This window comes from Desulfosporosinus meridiei DSM 13257 (genome assembly GCF_000231385.2).
GTDB classification, from domain to species: Bacteria; Bacillota; Desulfitobacteriia; order Desulfitobacteriales; family Desulfitobacteriaceae; genus Desulfosporosinus; species Desulfosporosinus meridiei.
The window spans coordinates 3,213,239-3,231,377 of sequence record NC_018515.1; the positions used below are offsets into that span (position 1 = coordinate 3,213,239).

Sequence of the window (18,139 nt, forward strand, 5' to 3'; positions counted from 1 at the left end):
CTTTTGAATTATTCAACTCCATGGCAAGCGACAAAATGACCCGGAAACACCTCCTTTAGCAGAGGCTCAGCTTGACTACATAATTCTGTCACCTCAGGGCACCTAGTGTGAAAGCGACACCCAGATGGAGGATTAGCAGGACTTGGCACATCCCCTTTTAGCAAGATCCGTTCTTTTTGAAGATCCGGATCAGTATTGGGAATTGCCGAGATCAGAGCTTTGGCATAGGGATGTTGAGTGTTATGATAAATATCCGCATGACTGCCGGTTTCAACAAGTTTTCCTAGGTACATGACTCCAACCCGATTACAGATATGATGAACCACGCTTAGGTTATGAGAGATAAATAAGTAGGTCAGGTCATACTCTTTTTGGAGATCTTCCAATAAATTAATAACCTGCGCTTGAATCGAAACATCTAAAGCAGAGACTGGCTCATCGCAAATAATCAGCTTAGGGTTCAAGGTTAAAGCCCTGGCAATCCCTACCCTTTGCTTTTGCCCTCCCGACATTTCATGAGGATAACGACTCAAGTGATACTCAGATAACCCTACCCTATTCATTAATTCTTTGATTTTAGCTTTTCGCTCAACCTTTGATCCAACGTTATGTATGTGAAAAGGTTCATTTAAAATATTCTCAATGGTCTTTCTGGGATTTAAGGATGCGCTGGGATCCTGAAAAATCAACTGCATCTTCTTCCGCATGTCCTTCATCCTGTTATTTTTCAAGGAGACTATGTCCTCTCCCTCAAAAATCACCTTGCCGGCATTTGGTTTATAAAGCCCAAGTATGGTACGTCCCAGAGTACTTTTGCCGCACCCGGATTCTCCCACTAACCCAAAGGTTTCCCCTTTAAACAATTCAAATGAAACATCATCCACGGCTTTAATATATTTTTTGTTAAAAGAAAAGCTGCTTTCGCTCTGAAAATACATTTTTAAGTTCTGCACCTGCACAAGCACATTATCTTCCATGTTCCACTCTCCTATTGTCTTGGCCTAATTCATTGACCTGACGCCAGCATCTGACAGCCCGGTCTGGGGATACATGGATCAAATCAGGAGCCTGCTCTGAACAATTTGACGTTGAATAATTACATCTGGGTTGAAAACTGCACCCGAAGGGCATTTCAAAGGGGCTGGGCACTGTGCCTTCAATGGTATGTAAGCGCTGCTTCTCTTTGGTAATGGTAGGAATAGACCTTAATAATCCCTCGGTATAGGGGTGCAGGGGCTCTCTGATCAATTCTTTAAGGGGGCCGGACTCCACAACCTGTCCCGCATACATTACTACGACTCGATCACACATTTCCGTAATTATCCCCAAATCATGGGTAATCATGATAATGGCCGAGTCAATTTCCTGGCGTAGATTTTTTAACAACTCCATAATTTGAGCCTGAATGGTGACATCTAGAGCTGTTGTTGGTTCATCCGCCAAAAGCAGTTTAGGCCGACAGGCCAGAGCCATGGCGATCATGACCCTCTGCCGCATTCCACCTGATAATTGATGAGGGTACTCTTTAAACCTTTGCTCCGGAATTGGAATACCCACCATCTTTAAGAGTTCCAAGGCACGAGCCTTAGCTTCTTTTTTGCTAAAGCCTTTATGCAGCAAGAGGGGTTCCATGATCTGTTTGCCACAAGTGTGAATAGGGTTTAAAGAAGTCATAGGTTCCTGAAATATCATGGCTATCTCATTCCCTCGGATCTTGCGAACTTCTTCAAGAGATAGTTCCCTGAGGTTTTGCTGGTTAAAAATTATCTCTCCCGATGTCTCTCCGGGGGGATTAGGTACTAGGTTCATAATTGATAGAGCGGTAACGCTTTTGCCGCTTCCACTCTCCCCAACAATGCCCAAAGTTTCACCTGACCGTACTGAAATACTCACATCTCGAACAGCCCTAAACACACCCTCTGAAGTTCTAAATTGCACATTTAAGTTATTAATTCTTAGTAAATCGTCCTGTCCGATATCATCACTCATATTCATGTCTCCATAAAGATTTATCTTATCTTAGGTTTCAGAAACTAGTGAACTCATTAAATTAAAAATGAACTTGAAAGTTAAACTTCTGCCATAAAACATGGGACTCTTAGGTCTCGATAAGCTCGCGCGAAAAATTATTAAAGCGCACCGGCCCGTTTTCCGTTAATCCAACAATATCTTCAATGCGAACCCCAAATTTGCCCGGTAAATAAATCCCCGGTTCAATACTGAAAGTCATACCTGTCTTCAGGATTTCTTGATTGCCCTTAACTATATACGGATCTTCGTGGATATCCAGCCCTATGCCATGTCCGGTCCTGTGAATAAAGTATTCTCCATATCCGGCTCGAGAAATGACTTCCCGAGCAACCTCATCGACTTTCTCACAAGCAATCCCTTGCTGAACCGCCAGAAAGCCGGCTTCGTTCGCATCCTTTACAGCATTAAACACTTTCTTGACCTCTGCAGAGGCCTTGCCCACAGAAAAAGTTCGAGTCATATCTGAGCAGTATCCTTGGAAGAGTCCTCCGAAATCTAAGACCACTAAATCCCCCATCTGTAACTTTCTTTCGCCGGTATAGTGGTGAGGAGAGGAGGTGTTAGGCCCTGAGGCCACAATGGGTTTGAAGGAAAGCTCTTCCGCTCCATATTCCTTCAGCTTTGATTCCACAAAAAAGGCTAGCTCTTTTTCAGAAATACCCGGTTGAATAACCATCCGTACTTCCGCCATAACCTTATCTGTTAATCCCCCGGCTTTGGCAAGTTGACTCATCTCGTATTGGTCTTTAAACATTCTGATTTCCCGCATTAGATTTGAGACTCCAATGAACTCAAACCCAACAAAAGCTCTTCTTAGACTCAAGAAGTGTCCTGCCCACATTCTTTCATCAATTGCTGCTATGGCTGACCCCTTCTTAATTAGGGGAAGCAATAAATTCACCGGATCTGTTTCATCAGACCAGGTCGCTAATTCAAAATTCTTCTCTTCCAGGTTCTCTGCTGCTTCTCGATACATATCCGGCATGATCATTACCGGCTTACCTTCAGCCGGGACTAAAAAAACTTGCAGCCTTTCATCAGCTGTAGTCTTTAATCCTGTTAAATAAAAAAGATGAGACGTAGGGGCAAATACCATATAGTCAGTGTTTTGAGATTTCATGATTGCTTGGATTTTTTGGATTCTTGCTGTATAACTACCCATAGATTCAAGTGCCCTCCTCTATATTCTTCTACATTGTCTTTAATTACTGTTAACCAATTGAGATTAAGATTGTTTCACTAAGAACCAGACTATTTCACAGCTCTCTGCTCCATCGTTTACAGCCCAATGTTCCTCACCCGCCGGGATTAAAGATGCTTGACCTTCCGATACCCGGCATTCTTTACCCCCACTCACGGTTAAAATAGACCCCCGCATTATAAACGAGTATTCATGCTCAGCGTGCACTCCCGCTCCTTCAGCCGGAACCCTTGCTCCGGGAGGAAATACCACGGTTCCCATAGTCACCTGGGCATCCTTAAGAGCTTCTTCTCCGAAGAGCGTTTTCATGATCACATCACTACGATCAGCTGCTTTAGTATCCGCGTTTGTAATAATTTTCATTGCACAGCTTTCTCCTAACATTTTTTCAAGTTAAGTTATTAGTTAATAAACTTTGACCTTTTGATCAGTTTCGAAGACTTTCACTTCTATAAAAGTGGGTAATCTGATTTCCACTTCGGTGGAAGTAGACTCCCCTACCTAAGCTCCGATGTTCAGCTCAAGCCGGAGGAGTTCACTATGTTAAACTATATAAACACGATTACTCATGAAAAATAATGGGGGTAAGTACAGCAATCATATGAACCGGTTCATCCGACTGATTATGCCAGGTATGGTCTAAAAGGGAAGGAAAATGAATCGTATCGCCTTCATTCATTTCGTATTCTTTGTCTCCCACCTGCATTAGGACTTTCCCCTTCAACACATAGTAGAACTCTTCGCCGGGATGATTAAAAACAACCTCCTGCCCTTGGTGCGGGGCTAATACTATATGAATCGGCTCCAAAACCTTGCCGGAAAAGTTACCTCCTAAGCGGGTAAAGATTGAATTTGATCGTTCAATCTGAAAAGGCTTGCGCTCCTCAACCGGTGTAAAAAAACTGTTAGTCACGGTATTTTCAAAAAAAGAAGACATAGAAACTTTAAATACATCCGCAATCTTTTGCAGGGATGTGATAGCCAGTGAGCTGTTTCCTCGTTCTACTTGAGACAGAAAACTTACGGATAGCCCTGTTTTTTCACTTAAGTCTTTAAGCGTCATATTCATGCTGACACGCAGGCTCCGAATTCGCTCATAAATATTCTCCATAAAACCCCTCTAATTCCTATATTAATTTAGTTATATGAAATATATTACAGTAATACTAAAATGTCTATACTTTTGGAAAGATAATACAGTATTCAGTATAAGGGGTTTGGCTATACTGAAAAAATCCCAGTTTCACTTCAAAGGGCGGCTTCGATCCACAGGAGTGAACCCATTGCATGGAGAGGCGGTAAAGCCTACAAAGCTTGGGTGGGAAGCGGAGCCACAGGTTCACATCAGGTATTACCCTGAGGTTTGGCGGAGCTCCCGCCCAAGCCAGTAGGCGAGCCTCGGAATGCTGGGTGAACGGATGTGGACGAAGCCGCCCCGACCCAAGCGACCTTATTTCCGTACTACTCACTTCCCCTGCCGTAGAAAAGGACTGCTGCCAAATGAACTTAGTTCACTTTGGCAGCAGTCCTTTTTCTCGTCATTATTCATTTTTTAACGCGGTGCAATTCCCGTCAAAACCCCATAGCCACCGAGCACCTTTACCCTTCCCTCAAGCCCACCCTTAAAGGATTCCAGTTCAAGATCCTTACCACTCCCTTGTTCCACAAAATACTTATCCAGGCTGTAGTCGACACGATAGGAATTAGTCTCATTGAAGGAACCCTGAAATTTGCCTTTCAGGTAAACTCCTTGTTTGGGTTTTGATTCACTGACCTGATCAACCACATAATACCTGCCCTCTTGTTTAAGGTTGACATAAAGGGTTTTATTATAGACCTTATCGACTGGTAGAGAAACTTTAGACTTTGGAACATCAGATATTGCAAAGTTAATGGCCACATAGTCTCCTCGAAAGAGATCTGTCGGGTCGTAAGCCTTTGTTTCCAACACAATCTCTTGCCCGAAGATAAGAGTTGCTTGAGGTTTAATAGTCATAGCTAAGAGGATAAACAGGGGGATCGCTACAGCAATAATGAAAGTTTTTCGTTTGGTCATGCCAAGGTCCCCCCTTTTGTTTTCATGCGTTCAAAATAAAAACCAAAAGCCAGTAAGAGCAGACCACCTACAATAAAAAACAAGGATTTCGGTAAAAACGCAAAGGTATCTGTATAATACCTGAAAATTGTAACACAGATAAAGACCAAACTAATCAGACTGCCCTTGCGGATTAAGAAAAACAGCAGAGCCACAAAAGCTAGGGCGAAGAGGATACTTACCAGACGAGTCGATTGGGCATTAACCAAAACATCCCATAGCTCAGGGATCGTTAAAATTACACCGGTTACCCCAAAAAGGATATGACCTTGAACTCGGAAAACATCCTGCTCAAAGGTGCGCTTTACTCCGTACATAACTAGACCTAGGCAGAAAAAGAGCATAGCTACATATAAACCATCTAGGTCATAGCTTATGGCAATTCGTAAAATAAAGCTTAAGCTTATCAAATTAGCTGCAAATAACAACTGTCTGGCTTTATCAAAGTAATAGAAAGCAAGATACACGATTGGAACCCCCAGCCAGCCAGCATAAGGAAATCCTTGTTCAAAGGAACCGAAAAGATAGACCAAAAAGAGCAAGTTTGCAAAAAGCATTAAATACTTATCCTTTTGCTGGAAGGCTATAGGCAGGACACCTAATGACCAAAGCAAAAACGCGGTGGGAAAGTCCCCTCCGAAATTGTACATCTGGCCAATCAGAAAGATACCCGCTCCATAAACAAGTGTGCCCAGGTAGATTAAACTCCTGCCGGTTCTGGGATTGGTCTCAGTCAGCTGATACCCCGCTAGGTTTACCCCACAAAAAATCCCAAAGATAATTAGCAGCTTAACAAAATGAGTAATTCCATCCCAATTGCTGGCTATAAAACTCAATATTCCCAGTCCTACTAAAATGGCACCAATGGTAACTACCACTCGAATAAAGTTTGGGCCGCTTTTGACATCATAAGTCTCTAAGATTCCAAGCCTTTGTTCCTCTGTGATTAAGCCCGAACTTTCAAAGTAACCTAGTTCCTTACTGATTAAGGAGAAGTTCGCTTTAGTAATTTGCCGTTTCATCAGTTTCCCCCTCCTCTACTCAAATTAAAATAATCCCAAACGCCAACCGACCTTTCTGAAATGTCTATTAATTAGTATTATAATCTATTAATAATTATTTTACAATTTATATTATTCGCTCCTCATATAATCATTCATCTTCCATCACTTCAGCCCCATTGGCCAGAAACGCCTTTTCCCAATTATCCACATAAAAGTCTGTTGCCCACTCAGCCATGATGACGGAAGCCCCAGCCGGGAGGTCAATTTTTGCCAAGGGCTCACTAACCAGTTGTCCATCAGTGATTGAATAAACTAACAGCTTTGTCTTGGTCACCACCAGAGCCATATCCCGATTAGGGGATGTAAAGGCATCAACTGCCTCGGGAACTCTGTCTTTAATATACTGCCAGCTCAGACAGAGAGTGTCGTACATAATCAATTTCCCAGGGGGAACCACATTCACATTAAAATCCAGATAACTTGGCTCACTGGAATTTTGTAAATAATAATTAATTCTGCCTCTCAGATACCAATGCCCATTTTTTCGAATCAGTCCAAAGTTCTGCTCGACACTCAGGTCATCAATTGATTTAATATTTGGGTTTTTATAGAGAGATCGACGGGCTTGGGCCCGTGCGTTGCTATAGGCAGCAGATCCGTTGTCTCCCAAAAGGTCAGACACCTTGATTCCCTCAGAGGTTGAGATTTTATCCACGGGCAGCACCTGCAGATGATTCGCCCCCAAATTGTTTTCTACAACGACAAAGTCATTTCCCACATACTCAATGACCTTTCTGCCTGAGCTTTTCTTTGTCTCTCCCCGGCTAATCATAGTCTTAAGTTGGGAATCTAAGATCTTTGTCGAGACATCATGAGCTGATAACCTCTCTTCCAGGCTTAGTTCATCCAGCCCCGAACGGATCTGAAGTTCCCAAAAGCCGCTGTTGCGCGGGAAGAAAACATTGTTTCCTTTTAATATAGGATGCAGCTTCATATGATCAATGGCCAGCCAGAGAGTCTGATAGGTCAATTCACCTTTTGCTCCATTATCGGCAGTATTTGATTCCTTTGACAGTTTAAGTCCTAACAAGACGCCCGACGACCCAGGATTGCTTTGTTGGTTCGCTATAAAGTCATTCTGGTCAACAGATACTAAATTACTTTCTACTTGATCCGAGATCTTCTTCAGGTACAAGACGTTACTCTGAACAAAGGCAATCAGCCTTTGCTCATCTATTCTCATGAATTCACCAATAAAATTCTCTTCAGAGGATACAGTAATAACTTCTACATCTTTGTTTTCCGGCATGAGCTCATTGGGTAAGTTGAGATATTTGGTCACTAAATAATTAGTAGAATTAACTCTCTTTATTTTGAATTCCGGGCGGTTCCAGACGTAGTCACCTAGCAAGGCAATATTCCCTGATAATTGAATGTTCTTGCCCTCCCAACCTAGATTATCCTCTCCAGGTTTTTCGTCGGTTTCCATCTCCTTGATGACTAACCACTGTCCCTCCAAGGGACAAATAGTGTGAACCGGAGGCACAATTTTTCCCGCTGTCGTCCAAGAAAGATCAGCACACCCACTTAACGATAAAAGCAAAAAGATTACAAGTAAGATTTTATACACTCTTCGCATAGACCTTCTCCTCTTTAGGCAAGGTGATAAGCACCTTTGTCCCTTGCTTAAGTACACTGCTAATCTCTAAATTTCCACCCATTAGATTGACGATCTCCTCACAAATTGACAGGCCTATTCCGTTTTTCGAGCGAGAGCTTTTACCCTTGTAAAACTTCTCTTTGACCATAGGCAGCTCCTCAAGAGCTATTCCACAGCCGGTATCAGCTATGGTAAACAATAGATTTTCCTTTTGCATAACGACAGAGAAATCAACCCGTCCACCGGCAGATGTAAAATTAAAGGCGTTATCTAAAATGTTAATAAACACCTGTTTTAAACGATTAATATCCGAATAAAAACTGGAGAGATTAGGAGAATAGTGAAGGTTAAAATTGATATCTTCTCTGACTGCCCTAGGGGTTAATTGTTTTTGAATATGTTCCATAAGAGCAGTTAAATCGATTTCTTCTTTTTGCAGCTTTACCCGGCTGGATACAAACTCCGAGAAATCCAAGAGTTCATCAACCATTAAAGTAAGCCGCTCACTCTCTTTGGCAATAATCCCCAAACCATCTGCCAGCATCTCCTTCTGTTGAAACTGTTCATTTTGTAGAGTAATAGCCCATCCCATAATTGAGGTTAAAGGAGTACGCAGTTCATGAGAAACAGATGAGACAAAATCATTTTTAAGTTGTTCCTTTTTCACGATCTCATCCGCCATATAGTTTAACGTATCAGATAGCTTGCCGATCTCATCCTCACGTTTTTTTTGAGTGCGTGCTTGAAAATTACCCGCCGCCATCTCTTGAGCAGCTGCTGTAACTTCTTGCAACGGATCGATAATGGTATTAGCCAAGAAAATGCTAATCAAACCGGCAAAAAAGATTACAGCTAAGCCAATTGAAATAAAGATATAGGCAGTATTTTTAATATCCTGATCTACAGAACTTAAGGAAGTGATAAAGCGCAAAGCCCCCACGATCTGATCATTAGACTTTAAAGGGTAGGACACTGCCATGACCTTTTGTCCATTCAGTTTTCCTATCCACTTTCCTATTTTTCCGTTTAAGGCATCCTGGATATCATTAACTGCCACATTTCCCGCTGGGATTACTCCCAAGGAGTCCATAACTATGTTGCCATTTTGATCTACGATTTCCACTTCAGCATTACTTTGGTTCCAGAAAGCGTCTACATTGTAGAGTACATTTTCCTGAAGGGAGGTATCTGAGAAATACTTGGCATATAAATCAGACGAAATCTTAATCTGATTTGTGAGACTTCCTTCAAGACTCCCATAATAGTTTTGCCGAACTGTATAAATCAAGAGCACCTCGAGAATTGTCACAGTAATGATAATAATAATCATAAAATTAGCGGTCAGCCTCGCTCTTATCCCTTTCATCTTAAGAGTCCTGCTGCCATCGATAGCCCGAGCCCCAAACTGTCTTAATATATTCTGGTTGGGAAGGGTTGTCCTCAATCTTTTCCCGCAAACGCCTAATGTGGACATCCAAAGTCTTAGTATCCCCAAAGTAATCATCACCCCAAACAGTATTCAGCATTTCTTCCCGTTTGAGTGCCCTCCCCGGATTCTCCATGAATATTTTTAAGAGTGCAAATTCAATAGGAGTCAGCTCAATCTCCTGCTTATTCTTAAATAATTTGTTGGCAGTAATATTTAAGCGTAATTCCCGACAATTATAAATCTCTCTAGGCTCTTTATATCTAAGGCCTCTGCGCAAAATAGCCTTTACCCGAGCTATCAATTCTAAAGGGTTAAAGGGCTTCACCATATAGTCATCAGCGCCTAATTCTAAACCCAGGATTTTATCCGTATCCTGACCCTTGGCAGTCAGCATAATTACAAACGTCTCTTGCATAGTCTCGCGAATTTTTTGACAGACCTCCAGTCCGCTGATACCTGGAAGCATGAGATCGAGTACAACTACTTGGGGGTCAAAGATTTTCAACATCTTAAGAGCTTCCTCACCGGAAGCAGTGTGCTCCACTAAATAACCCGCAGCGCTAAGGTTAAGGGTAATAAAACGTCGGATTGATTCCTCATCTTCTACGACTAATACCTTTACTTTTTCATCCTTCATCTAACCACTCCGTGTACGACTATTACAGGATAAAGATCCCGCACATCTATTTTAAACTATTTGCCTTTGAATAAGCGCTTTTTTTGAACCCGAGGTAAATTAATTCTTCTGTAAACCTCCGGGGAAGATTATTGGCATAACCTTAGGACTTAACACTGCGAAGGAAAACCCTTGCTTTCTCAACATCCTAATAATCTCTGGTAAAGCCTCAATGGTTGTGTCCTTACCAACAAGATCATGCAAAAGAACTACTACTCGTGTTTTTCCTTGGATTTGCTCCTCGACAAGCTGAACTAACTGATTTTTAGGGACTTGTTGGGCGTTTGAGTCCCCCGGATCAACATTCCAGTCCTCCATCAAATAACCCTCTGCATCTACAGCATTGAAATAGCTTATATTGAAATGCCCTATTGTGCCTCCCGGAGCACGAATTAATTGTGGACGAATACCTATGGTCTGATAGATTATTTCCTCAGCCTTCTTCACATCAGTCAGAAAATCCTTGGGAGTCTTATAGATTTCTTTCATGTTATGAGAATAAGTATGGTTGCCTATCCCATGACCTTGCTCATGCTCAGCCTTCAGCAAATCAGGATAGCGTTCCACTTGCTTGCCGATAGCAAAAAAGGTCGCTTTAACATTTTCCTCAGCTAAAATCTCCAAAATTTTGGGGGTTGAACTGGGGTAAGGGCCATCGTCAAAGGTCAAATAAGCCACTTTTCCCTTCTCAGGCATAAATTCCCGTTGGCGCATAGCCAATCCAGGAGCAGTCGGCGGGTTACCCAGTACATCGTAGTAGGGATGAACCGGAGTATCTGGCGGGCCGGGTTGGGGAGATGGAGATAATTCATCTTTAACTGTGCCTGCAATGGTTTCGTTCGGATTTAATTCTGATTCTGATATAGATTCAGATTTGATAGGCTGCTCTATTGACGATCCTGAAGAGGCTGCAGGAACTTGAGATTCTGCAGGCGACATCTCAGGCTCTTGCTTTCCCAGGTCAGGCTCAGATAAAGGAGGATCACTTTGCTCGGGTTGAGAAAGTTTCTCTTCAGGGGGATTATCCTTTGGTTGGGACAGAGTTGATTCATCAGGATAGTCCTTTTGCGCTGAAATTTCAGAAACCAAAGCGGGGGACGCGGGTGAAGGCTTAGAATTATTGTTATCAATTGAATCCGCTGACGAAGTTGGATTGACTTGATTCAGTTCTTGGGTATCGTAATGACGAGCCACTGATTGAGTGGCTTTACTCCAGCTGGGAAATCCTCCCAGCCAGATAAAACTAAAGGTCAAAAAGCAAGTCATAAACGTGATGCTTCCAATAATTTTCATTTTGGACATAGTTCGCTCTTCCTCTCTCTACCTCTTGTCCCCAGCTTAATAAAACCGTTTATTCGCTATGCTTTTACAATACACTAAATAACTCTAGGGTTAGTTACAAAGAAATTAATAATAGTTACGAAATAGTTACGGCAAAACAAAACGCCGGTTTCATTATTTTAATGGAAACCGGCGTAAGGGATTGTATTGTTAGATTGGACTGAAGAAATTATAAGTTTTTACAAAAAACTGCGATGCCAATGGCTGTAGGAACTAATTAACCGAGTTCTCAACTAAAATGCCGTGTGTTCTGTGCGGGTAATAATCTCTTCCTGCAAAGCCTCGCTCAAATCGCAGAAATAATCACTGTACCCAGCCACCCGGACAATCAGATCCCGGTATTTTTCCGGTTCAGCTTGGGCAGCCCGCAAGGTCTTAGCACTGACTACATTAAATTGGATATGATGACCGCCTAATTTGAAATACGAACGCACCAACTGAGCAAGTTTGTCCAGCCCCTCTTCCCCCTCAAGAACCTGAGGAGTGAACTTCAGGTTTAACAGGGTACCTCCGGTTCGAGCATGATCCAGTTTGGCCGCGGATTTTATCACCGCCGTGGGGCCCATCAGATCCATTCCCTGAACAGGCGAGATCCCTTCCGAAAGAGGTTCCCCAGATCTGCGTCCTTCCGCAGAAGCGCCAATTACCGAACCAAAATACACATGGCAAGTGGTCGGCAGCATATTAATCCGATAAAAGCCCCCCTTGGTATTGGGCCTGCCATTAACTTCACTATAGTAGGCATTAAAAATATCCACCATTACATCATCCGCATAGTCTTGATCATTGCCAAAGTGAGGGGTCTTGTTAACCAGAAGCTGCCGAACAGCCTCATGTCCTAAGAAATTGGCGTTAAGCGCATAGAGCAGCTGATCCATGCTGAGATTCTTTTGGTCGTAGACATGATATTTTATCCCGGCTAAGATATCTGTCAAACTCCCTAAGCCCACTCCCTGTACATAGTTGGTATTATAGCGAGCACCCCCATCATTATAATCCTTTCCCTTGGCTATACAATCATCAATTAACAGGGAAAGAAAGGGCGACGGCATATAAGTGGCATAAAGTCGTTCAATAAGATTACTTCCCTTGATCTTAATGTCCATAAAGTAATGCAGCTGCTTCTTAAAAGCATCGAATAGCTCTTCAAATCCCTTGAAAAATCTAGGATCACCCGTTTCTACACCCAGCTGTTGACCGCTTCTCGGATCTAACCCATTATGCAAGACTAATTCAAAGATTTTAGGTAAATTGAAATACCCAGTAAGAATATAGCTTTCTTTGCCAAAGGCCCCAGTCTCCACACAGCCGCTTGTTCCACCTTGTCGGGCATCCTCAATTAGTTTACCCTGGCGTAAAAGTTCTTCAACCACAGTATCGGCATTGAACACTGAAGGTTGACCCCAACCTTTGCGGATAATTCGAGCCGCCCTCTTCAAGAAACGATCCGGGTTCTTCTTACTTAACTGAATGTTCGAGCTGGGTTGTAAGAGGCGCATTTCATCGATAACATCCAAAACCAGATAGGTCACATCGTTGACACCATTTGATCCATCAGCTTTAAGACCCCCGCTGTTGATATTGGCAAAATCCGTATAGGTTCCACTTTCCGCCGCAGTAACTCCTACCTTGGGAGGAGCCGGTTGATTGTTAAACTTTACCCAAAAGCATTGAAGCAGTTCCCGAGCCTGTTCCTCATCCAAAGTCCCTTCAGCAATACCTTTTTGGTAGAAGGGAAATAAATGTTGATCCAACCGTCCCGGACTAAAAGCATCCCAGGTATTAAGTTCTGTGATAACACCTAAATGGACAAACCAATAGGCTTGCAAAGCTTCCCAGAAATCCCGTGGAGCATTGGCTGGTACTTGGGAGCAAATTTCAGCGATTCTCTCTAACTCTTTTTTTCGCAAGGGGTTCGTCTCTCTGCCGGCCAATTCCTGTGCTTTTTCCGCGTGTCGCTCTGCAAAGCGGATAATAGCCTGAGCACAGATTCGCATGGCTTTAAGTTCTTCCTGCTTATTGTATGCTTCAGTATCATTTAAGAAATCCAGCCTGTTCAAATGGGCTTCTATCTTAGCGATAAAATCCCGAAATCCTAAGTGATAGATTTTATCATCAAGTACTGTGTGACCTGGAGCTCTTTGCTCCATAAACTCTGTGAATATCCCGGCATCATACGAAGCCTTCCAATCCTCAGACATTTCTGCAAAAATCAGATCTCGCATAGAGTTATTTTGCCAATAAGGGATGATCCGCTCTTCATAGGCTTTTCGAACTTCCGGACTGACTTTAAAGGATATTTTTGGCCGGGAATCCAGAATATCCAGATCCTCCAAGCTATGACAGCAGAGTTCAGGATATGTATATGTAGCCTTAGGCGCCGGCCCTCTTTCTCCGACGATTAACTCATCTTCATTAATACAAATCTCCTTATTCTCCAACAAATATTTGAATGCTAGGGCACGCTGGACAGGTAGAGAAGTCTTCCCAGCGGAACGATAGTATTCAGTCAGTAACTCTGCTCTTTCAGCAGAAATAAATGCTTCAGTTTCTAAGCTTTGTTCTCTTAGCTTTTTCACTCTTAGATTCATGCTTTGACCCTCTCTCTTCTAAATGAGTTTATGATCATTCATCCCCCAATTTTCACAGTTAGCCCAAAATGCTCCAACTTCTGAGCAATTTCAGACATCCTTTCATCATTGGGAGAATTGAGACCTGACAGGCAATACTCCCGTCCAAGTCTCTGATACTTATCTACCCCCGCCTTATGGTAGGGTAAACAATGAATTTCCTTGACACCTTTTAGCCCTGAAACCAATTTCCCGATTTGTTGAAGATTATCTTCATCGTCATTGATTCCGGGAATGATTGCGACACGAACAATTACTTGTGGATGATTCTCGCTTAACCAACGCAGATTGTTTAAAATCAGTTCGTTGGGAACCCCGGTAAAATTCTGATGCTTGCTGCTGTCCATCAGTTTTAAATCGTAAAGAAAGAGATCCACGTAAGGACTAATATCCTTCATAGTCTCATTTTTTACGAATCCGGCTGTTTCTACTGCTGTATGAATGTCTTGCTTCCGACACTCTTTAAGTATCTCCATCAGAAAGTCAGCTTGCATCAACGCTTCACCACCGGAAAAGGTCACACCTCCCCCGGATTCATCATAGAAAATTAAATCTTTCTCGATTTCTGTCATAACATCTTGAAGGGACATTGCTTTGCCAGCGAGTTCCCTTGCCCCAGTGTGACAAACACTGCAACATTCTCCACAGGCCAGACACTTATCTTTGAGATAGTGTAACTGGCCTTCAATATTTTCAACAGCTTTGTTGAGGCAGATACTTAAGCATTGCCCACAGCCGATACACTTGTCCGGTCGATAGATTAACTCCTGATCAAATCTTTGCCCTTCAGGATTATGACACCACTGACACTGAAGGGTACATCCCTTTAAAAAAATTGTGGTTCTGATGCCCGGGCCATCGTGGATGGAGTACTTCATAATATTAAAGATTCTGCCCTTGTGCAAATTCATACACTCCTACCTAGAAACTTAATGTTATTGAATTAGACTTGTTTAATATTCTACATCGGCCACTTAGTTCCTCTCAACTAACTCTACTTTCACCCTTAACGGTTCCTGATTAGAAAGATGGTCTTGGCAAATTCACTCCAAACTGAGACAAGCACAACTGAAACAAATAATTGAACCTCGATCCTGAAATCTTATCCCTTGATAACCTGACTTAAAAACATCCCTAAAAGCCAAGAAGGATCTGTAACTTCAGTCATTTACAGATCCTTCTTTCTTATCAATTTTGATGCTCTTAATTTAATTTTCCTTCATGTAAGGATAGCTAACAACTGTCCGGGGAACAAATGTCTCTTTAATAGTGCGTTGACTCATCCAACGATATAGATTTATGGCACTGCCTGCTTTATCATTGGTTCCTGAACCACGACTTCCTCCGAAGGGTTGTTGCCCGACAACTGCACCAGTGGGTTTATCGTTAATATAGAAATTCCCTGCTGCGTGATCTAAGGCCCTGGACATCTTGATAATAGCAGCTCTGTCCTTGGCAAAGATCGAACCCGTCAAAGCATAGCTGGTTGAGGTGTCACATAACTCTAAGGTCTCATCTAATTGGTCATTGGGATAGACATATATGGTTAAAACCGGTCCAAAGATTTCTTCTACCATGGTCTTGAATTTTGGGGTTTTAGCCAAAATAATCGTTGGCTCAACAAAATATCCCACACTGTCATCGCATTTGCCACCTATGATGATTTCTGCATCACTGGATTCTTTGACGTAATCGAGATACCCTTTTATGTTGTTAAAGGACTTGTGATCGATAACCGCGTTGACTAGATTCGTAAAATCACGGACATCTCCCATTTTCAGCTTGCCTATCTCTTCTTCAAGACGTTTCTTGACATCACCCCAAAGACTTTCCGGAATGTAGGCCCGGGAGGCAGCAGAACACTTTTGTCCTTGATATTCGAAGGCCCCCAGAATGATTGAGCAAGTAAGAGCTTCAACATCTGCTGATTCATGGGCAAAGATAAAGTCTTTACCACCGGTCTCTCCTACTAATCGTGGATAGGTTACATAGTTGCTGATATTTCCACCGACCTGATTCCAAATCTGATTAAATACATCCGTAGAGCCTGTGAAGTGGAAGCCGGCCATCTTCGGATGATTAACCACTACCTTACCAAAATCAACTCCTCGGCAGGGAACAAAGTTGATCACGCCGGCAGGTAACCCTGCTTCAATCAGGATTTGCATGACATAGTAATTGGAGAGTACGGATGTTGATGAAGGTTTCCATAACACTGTATTCCCCGCCATAGCAGGGCAAGTAGCCAGGTTGCCACCAATGGCTGTAAAGTTAAAGGGCGTGATTGCTGCAACAAAACCATCCAGAGCCCGATACTCTACTCGGTTCCAAATTCCACTTGAGTTGTTCGGCTGCTGTTTGTAGATCTCTTGAACGTAGTAGGTATTGAAGCGTAGGAAATCCGCTAATTCACAGATAACATCAATTTCCGCTTGAAAGGCATTTTTGCTTTGTCCTAGCATACAAGAAGCTGACATTTTTGCTCTGTATTTTCCGGTCAGTAAGTCTGCAGCCTTTAAGAAAATTGTAGCCCTATGTTCCCAGGGCATATTCTCCCATTCTGCTTTGGCTGCTTCAGCTGCTTCAATGGCCATTAAGAGTTCTTTTTCACCGGCCACATAGTATTCGCCCAGTACTTTTTGATGATCATGCGGGCAAATCATTTTTTCTTTATTCCCCGTACGGATCTCTTTCCCGCCAATAATTATCGGTACTTCAATCGGGTTGACTAATTGTCTCTCCAGCTCTGCCTTTAAGGCAATTCGTTCCGGGGAACCCGGCAGATATTCTTTGATCGGTTCATTCTCCGGAAGTTTAATTTGAAAATAGGCGTTATTCATCAAAATTCCCCCTCTTAATTCTTAAGAAACACTACTAACTCTTACCAGTAAAATGTAATAAAAAGATCTTTCCCCCAACACCCTTAGACCACTGCCGATTCAAGCACGAGGTTTCCCCCGCTGAAGCGATTCAGACTAAAACGTTCAATGGGCATAAAGCATTCCTGTTCCAGTATCTTCTGGACTAAAAGAACAGCAGTTTGAGGGGCAACCATGAAACCATGTCCACTGAACCCGGCAGCTACCCACATTCCTTCAGCCCCCGGAACTTTATCTAAAATCGGATTGGCATCAGGGCTCATATCATAGAGACCTGACCACTGACGAACAACTCGCAGGTTCTTCAATAAGGGTAATACCGTAGTAGCCTGACGAGCCACATCCTCTAGAAACTCCCAGCTGGAATTTATATTAAAGTCTTTAGGTTCATTGGGATCTCCTACTCCCATAATAAAACTGCCGTGAGGAGTTTGTTGACAGTATAGACGATAGTGAAGCGAAATGACCATCGGCCCTTGACAAGGCTCTACAGGTTCTGTGACCAGTGCCTGATGCCGCTGGGGATAAAGGGGTAAATCAAAATCAACCATTTTGCAGATAGTCCCCGCTGCATAACCACAGGCATTAATCACCAAAGAAGTATTAATATCTCCTCTAGTAGTCTGCACAGAAGTCACTTTTCCCTTGTCCCGAGTAATCCCGGTGACGGTTGTATAAGTCTCAAATTTTACTCCCAGCCGTTTGGCAGCTTTATAATAAGCATCTACAACATGAAAAGGGTTCGCATGACCATCTGATTGGCAGAAGGTAGCCCCGATTAAGCCCTTAAGGTTTAAATGGGGGACGATTTCCAGAGCTTCTTGAGGAGTTATCATTTTGGTGGGAATTCCCAGACTATGTTGTACAGCCACATTTTTTTTGTATTGATTCCATTCCTCTGAGGTATAGGAGACCATTAAGTAGCCGCCTTGCTTGAATTCAATGTCTTTGTCATATTCCAGCTCTTCATTCATACCCTCAAATCGTTTTACACTATCTCGGGCTAAAATAGCATTGGTTTCTGTCCCCCATTGTTGACGAACACCAGCACCGCAACGTCCCGTTGCTCCGGAGGAAAGGTAGTTCTTTTCAATCACGACAACGTCCTTTACTCCACGGATAGCCAATTCGTAGGCCACGGAGCAGCCAATAATCCCGCCCCCAATAATCACCACGTTAGCACTTTTTTGCAA

Annotated in this window: 15 protein-coding genes; all 15 read right to left on the minus strand. The window is 42.7% G+C overall.

What is annotated here, in order from left to right:
- Window positions 1–8: 8 nt before the first annotated feature.
- The 15 genes from DESMER_RS14800 to DESMER_RS14870 all read right to left on the minus strand — a co-directional run bounded on the left by DESMER_RS14800 (window position 9) and on the right by DESMER_RS14870 (window position 18,139).
- Window positions 9–977: an ABC transporter ATP-binding protein gene (locus tag DESMER_RS14800; RefSeq protein ID WP_014903869.1), complete on the minus strand. Its 969-nt coding sequence runs from the start codon at window positions 975–977 to the stop codon at window positions 9–11.
- Window positions 967–1,989, minus strand: a complete 1,023-nt coding sequence (locus DESMER_RS14805; protein ID WP_014903870.1) for an ABC transporter ATP-binding protein — start codon at window positions 1,987–1,989, stop codon at window positions 967–969. The genes DESMER_RS14800 and DESMER_RS14805 overlap by 11 nt, the downstream gene beginning before the upstream one ends.
- A gap of 109 nt (window positions 1,990–2,098) precedes the next feature.
- On the minus strand, window positions 2,099–3,193 hold the full coding sequence (locus DESMER_RS14810) for a M24 family metallopeptidase (RefSeq protein WP_014903871.1): 1,095 nt from the start codon (window positions 3,191–3,193) through the stop codon (window positions 2,099–2,101).
- 63 nt (window positions 3,194–3,256) lie between these two features.
- Complete coding sequence (locus tag DESMER_RS14815; protein WP_014903872.1) at window positions 3,257–3,595, minus strand: cupin domain-containing protein; 339 nt, start codon at window positions 3,593–3,595, stop codon at window positions 3,257–3,259.
- Window positions 3,596–3,794: 199 nt separating this feature from the next.
- Window positions 3,795–4,343, minus strand: a complete 549-nt coding sequence (locus DESMER_RS14820) for a helix-turn-helix domain-containing protein (protein WP_014903873.1) — start codon at window positions 4,341–4,343, stop codon at window positions 3,795–3,797.
- A 441-nt stretch (window positions 4,344–4,784) separates the two neighbouring features.
- On the minus strand, window positions 4,785–5,288 hold the full coding sequence (locus DESMER_RS14825; protein WP_014903874.1) for a GDYXXLXY domain-containing protein: 504 nt from the start codon (window positions 5,286–5,288) through the stop codon (window positions 4,785–4,787).
- Window positions 5,285–6,349: a DUF2157 domain-containing protein gene (locus DESMER_RS14830; protein ID WP_014903875.1), complete on the minus strand. Its 1,065-nt coding sequence runs from the start codon at window positions 6,347–6,349 to the stop codon at window positions 5,285–5,287. Before DESMER_RS14830 ends, DESMER_RS14825 begins: the two co-directional genes overlap by 4 nt.
- A gap of 130 nt (window positions 6,350–6,479) precedes the next feature.
- On the minus strand, window positions 6,480–7,970 hold the full coding sequence (locus DESMER_RS14835) for a hypothetical protein (protein ID WP_014903876.1): 1,491 nt from the start codon (window positions 7,968–7,970) through the stop codon (window positions 6,480–6,482).
- A complete protein-coding gene (locus DESMER_RS14840) occupies window positions 7,954–9,357 on the minus strand; it encodes a sensor histidine kinase (RefSeq protein ID WP_014903877.1) in 1,404 nt (467 codons plus the stop codon). The genes DESMER_RS14835 and DESMER_RS14840 overlap by 17 nt, the downstream gene beginning before the upstream one ends.
- Before the next feature lies 1 nt (window position 9,358).
- Entirely contained in the window at window positions 9,359–10,057 is a 699-nt protein-coding gene (locus DESMER_RS14845; RefSeq protein ID WP_014903878.1) for a response regulator transcription factor, read from the minus strand.
- Window positions 10,058–10,156: 99 nt separating this feature from the next.
- Window positions 10,157–11,398, minus strand: a complete 1,242-nt coding sequence (locus DESMER_RS14850) for a polysaccharide deacetylase family protein (RefSeq protein ID WP_014903879.1) — start codon at window positions 11,396–11,398, stop codon at window positions 10,157–10,159.
- Between the two features lie 272 nt (window positions 11,399–11,670).
- The gene (hypD, locus tag DESMER_RS14855) at window positions 11,671–14,028 is read right to left on the minus strand and encodes a trans-4-hydroxy-L-proline dehydratase (protein ID WP_014903880.1); all 2,358 of its coding nucleotides are present in this window, start codon (window positions 14,026–14,028) and stop codon (window positions 11,671–11,673) included.
- Window positions 14,029–14,066: 38 nt separating this feature from the next.
- Window positions 14,067–14,978, minus strand: coding sequence for a glycyl-radical enzyme activating protein (locus tag DESMER_RS14860; RefSeq protein WP_052314848.1), 912 nt, complete (start codon window positions 14,976–14,978; stop codon window positions 14,067–14,069).
- 297 nt (window positions 14,979–15,275) lie between these two features.
- Complete coding sequence (gene pruA / locus DESMER_RS14865; protein WP_014903882.1) at window positions 15,276–16,907, minus strand: L-glutamate gamma-semialdehyde dehydrogenase; 1,632 nt, start codon at window positions 16,905–16,907, stop codon at window positions 15,276–15,278.
- A gap of 83 nt (window positions 16,908–16,990) precedes the next feature.
- Window positions 16,991–18,139, minus strand: coding sequence for an NAD(P)/FAD-dependent oxidoreductase (locus DESMER_RS14870; protein ID WP_014903883.1), 1,149 nt, complete (start codon window positions 18,137–18,139; stop codon window positions 16,991–16,993).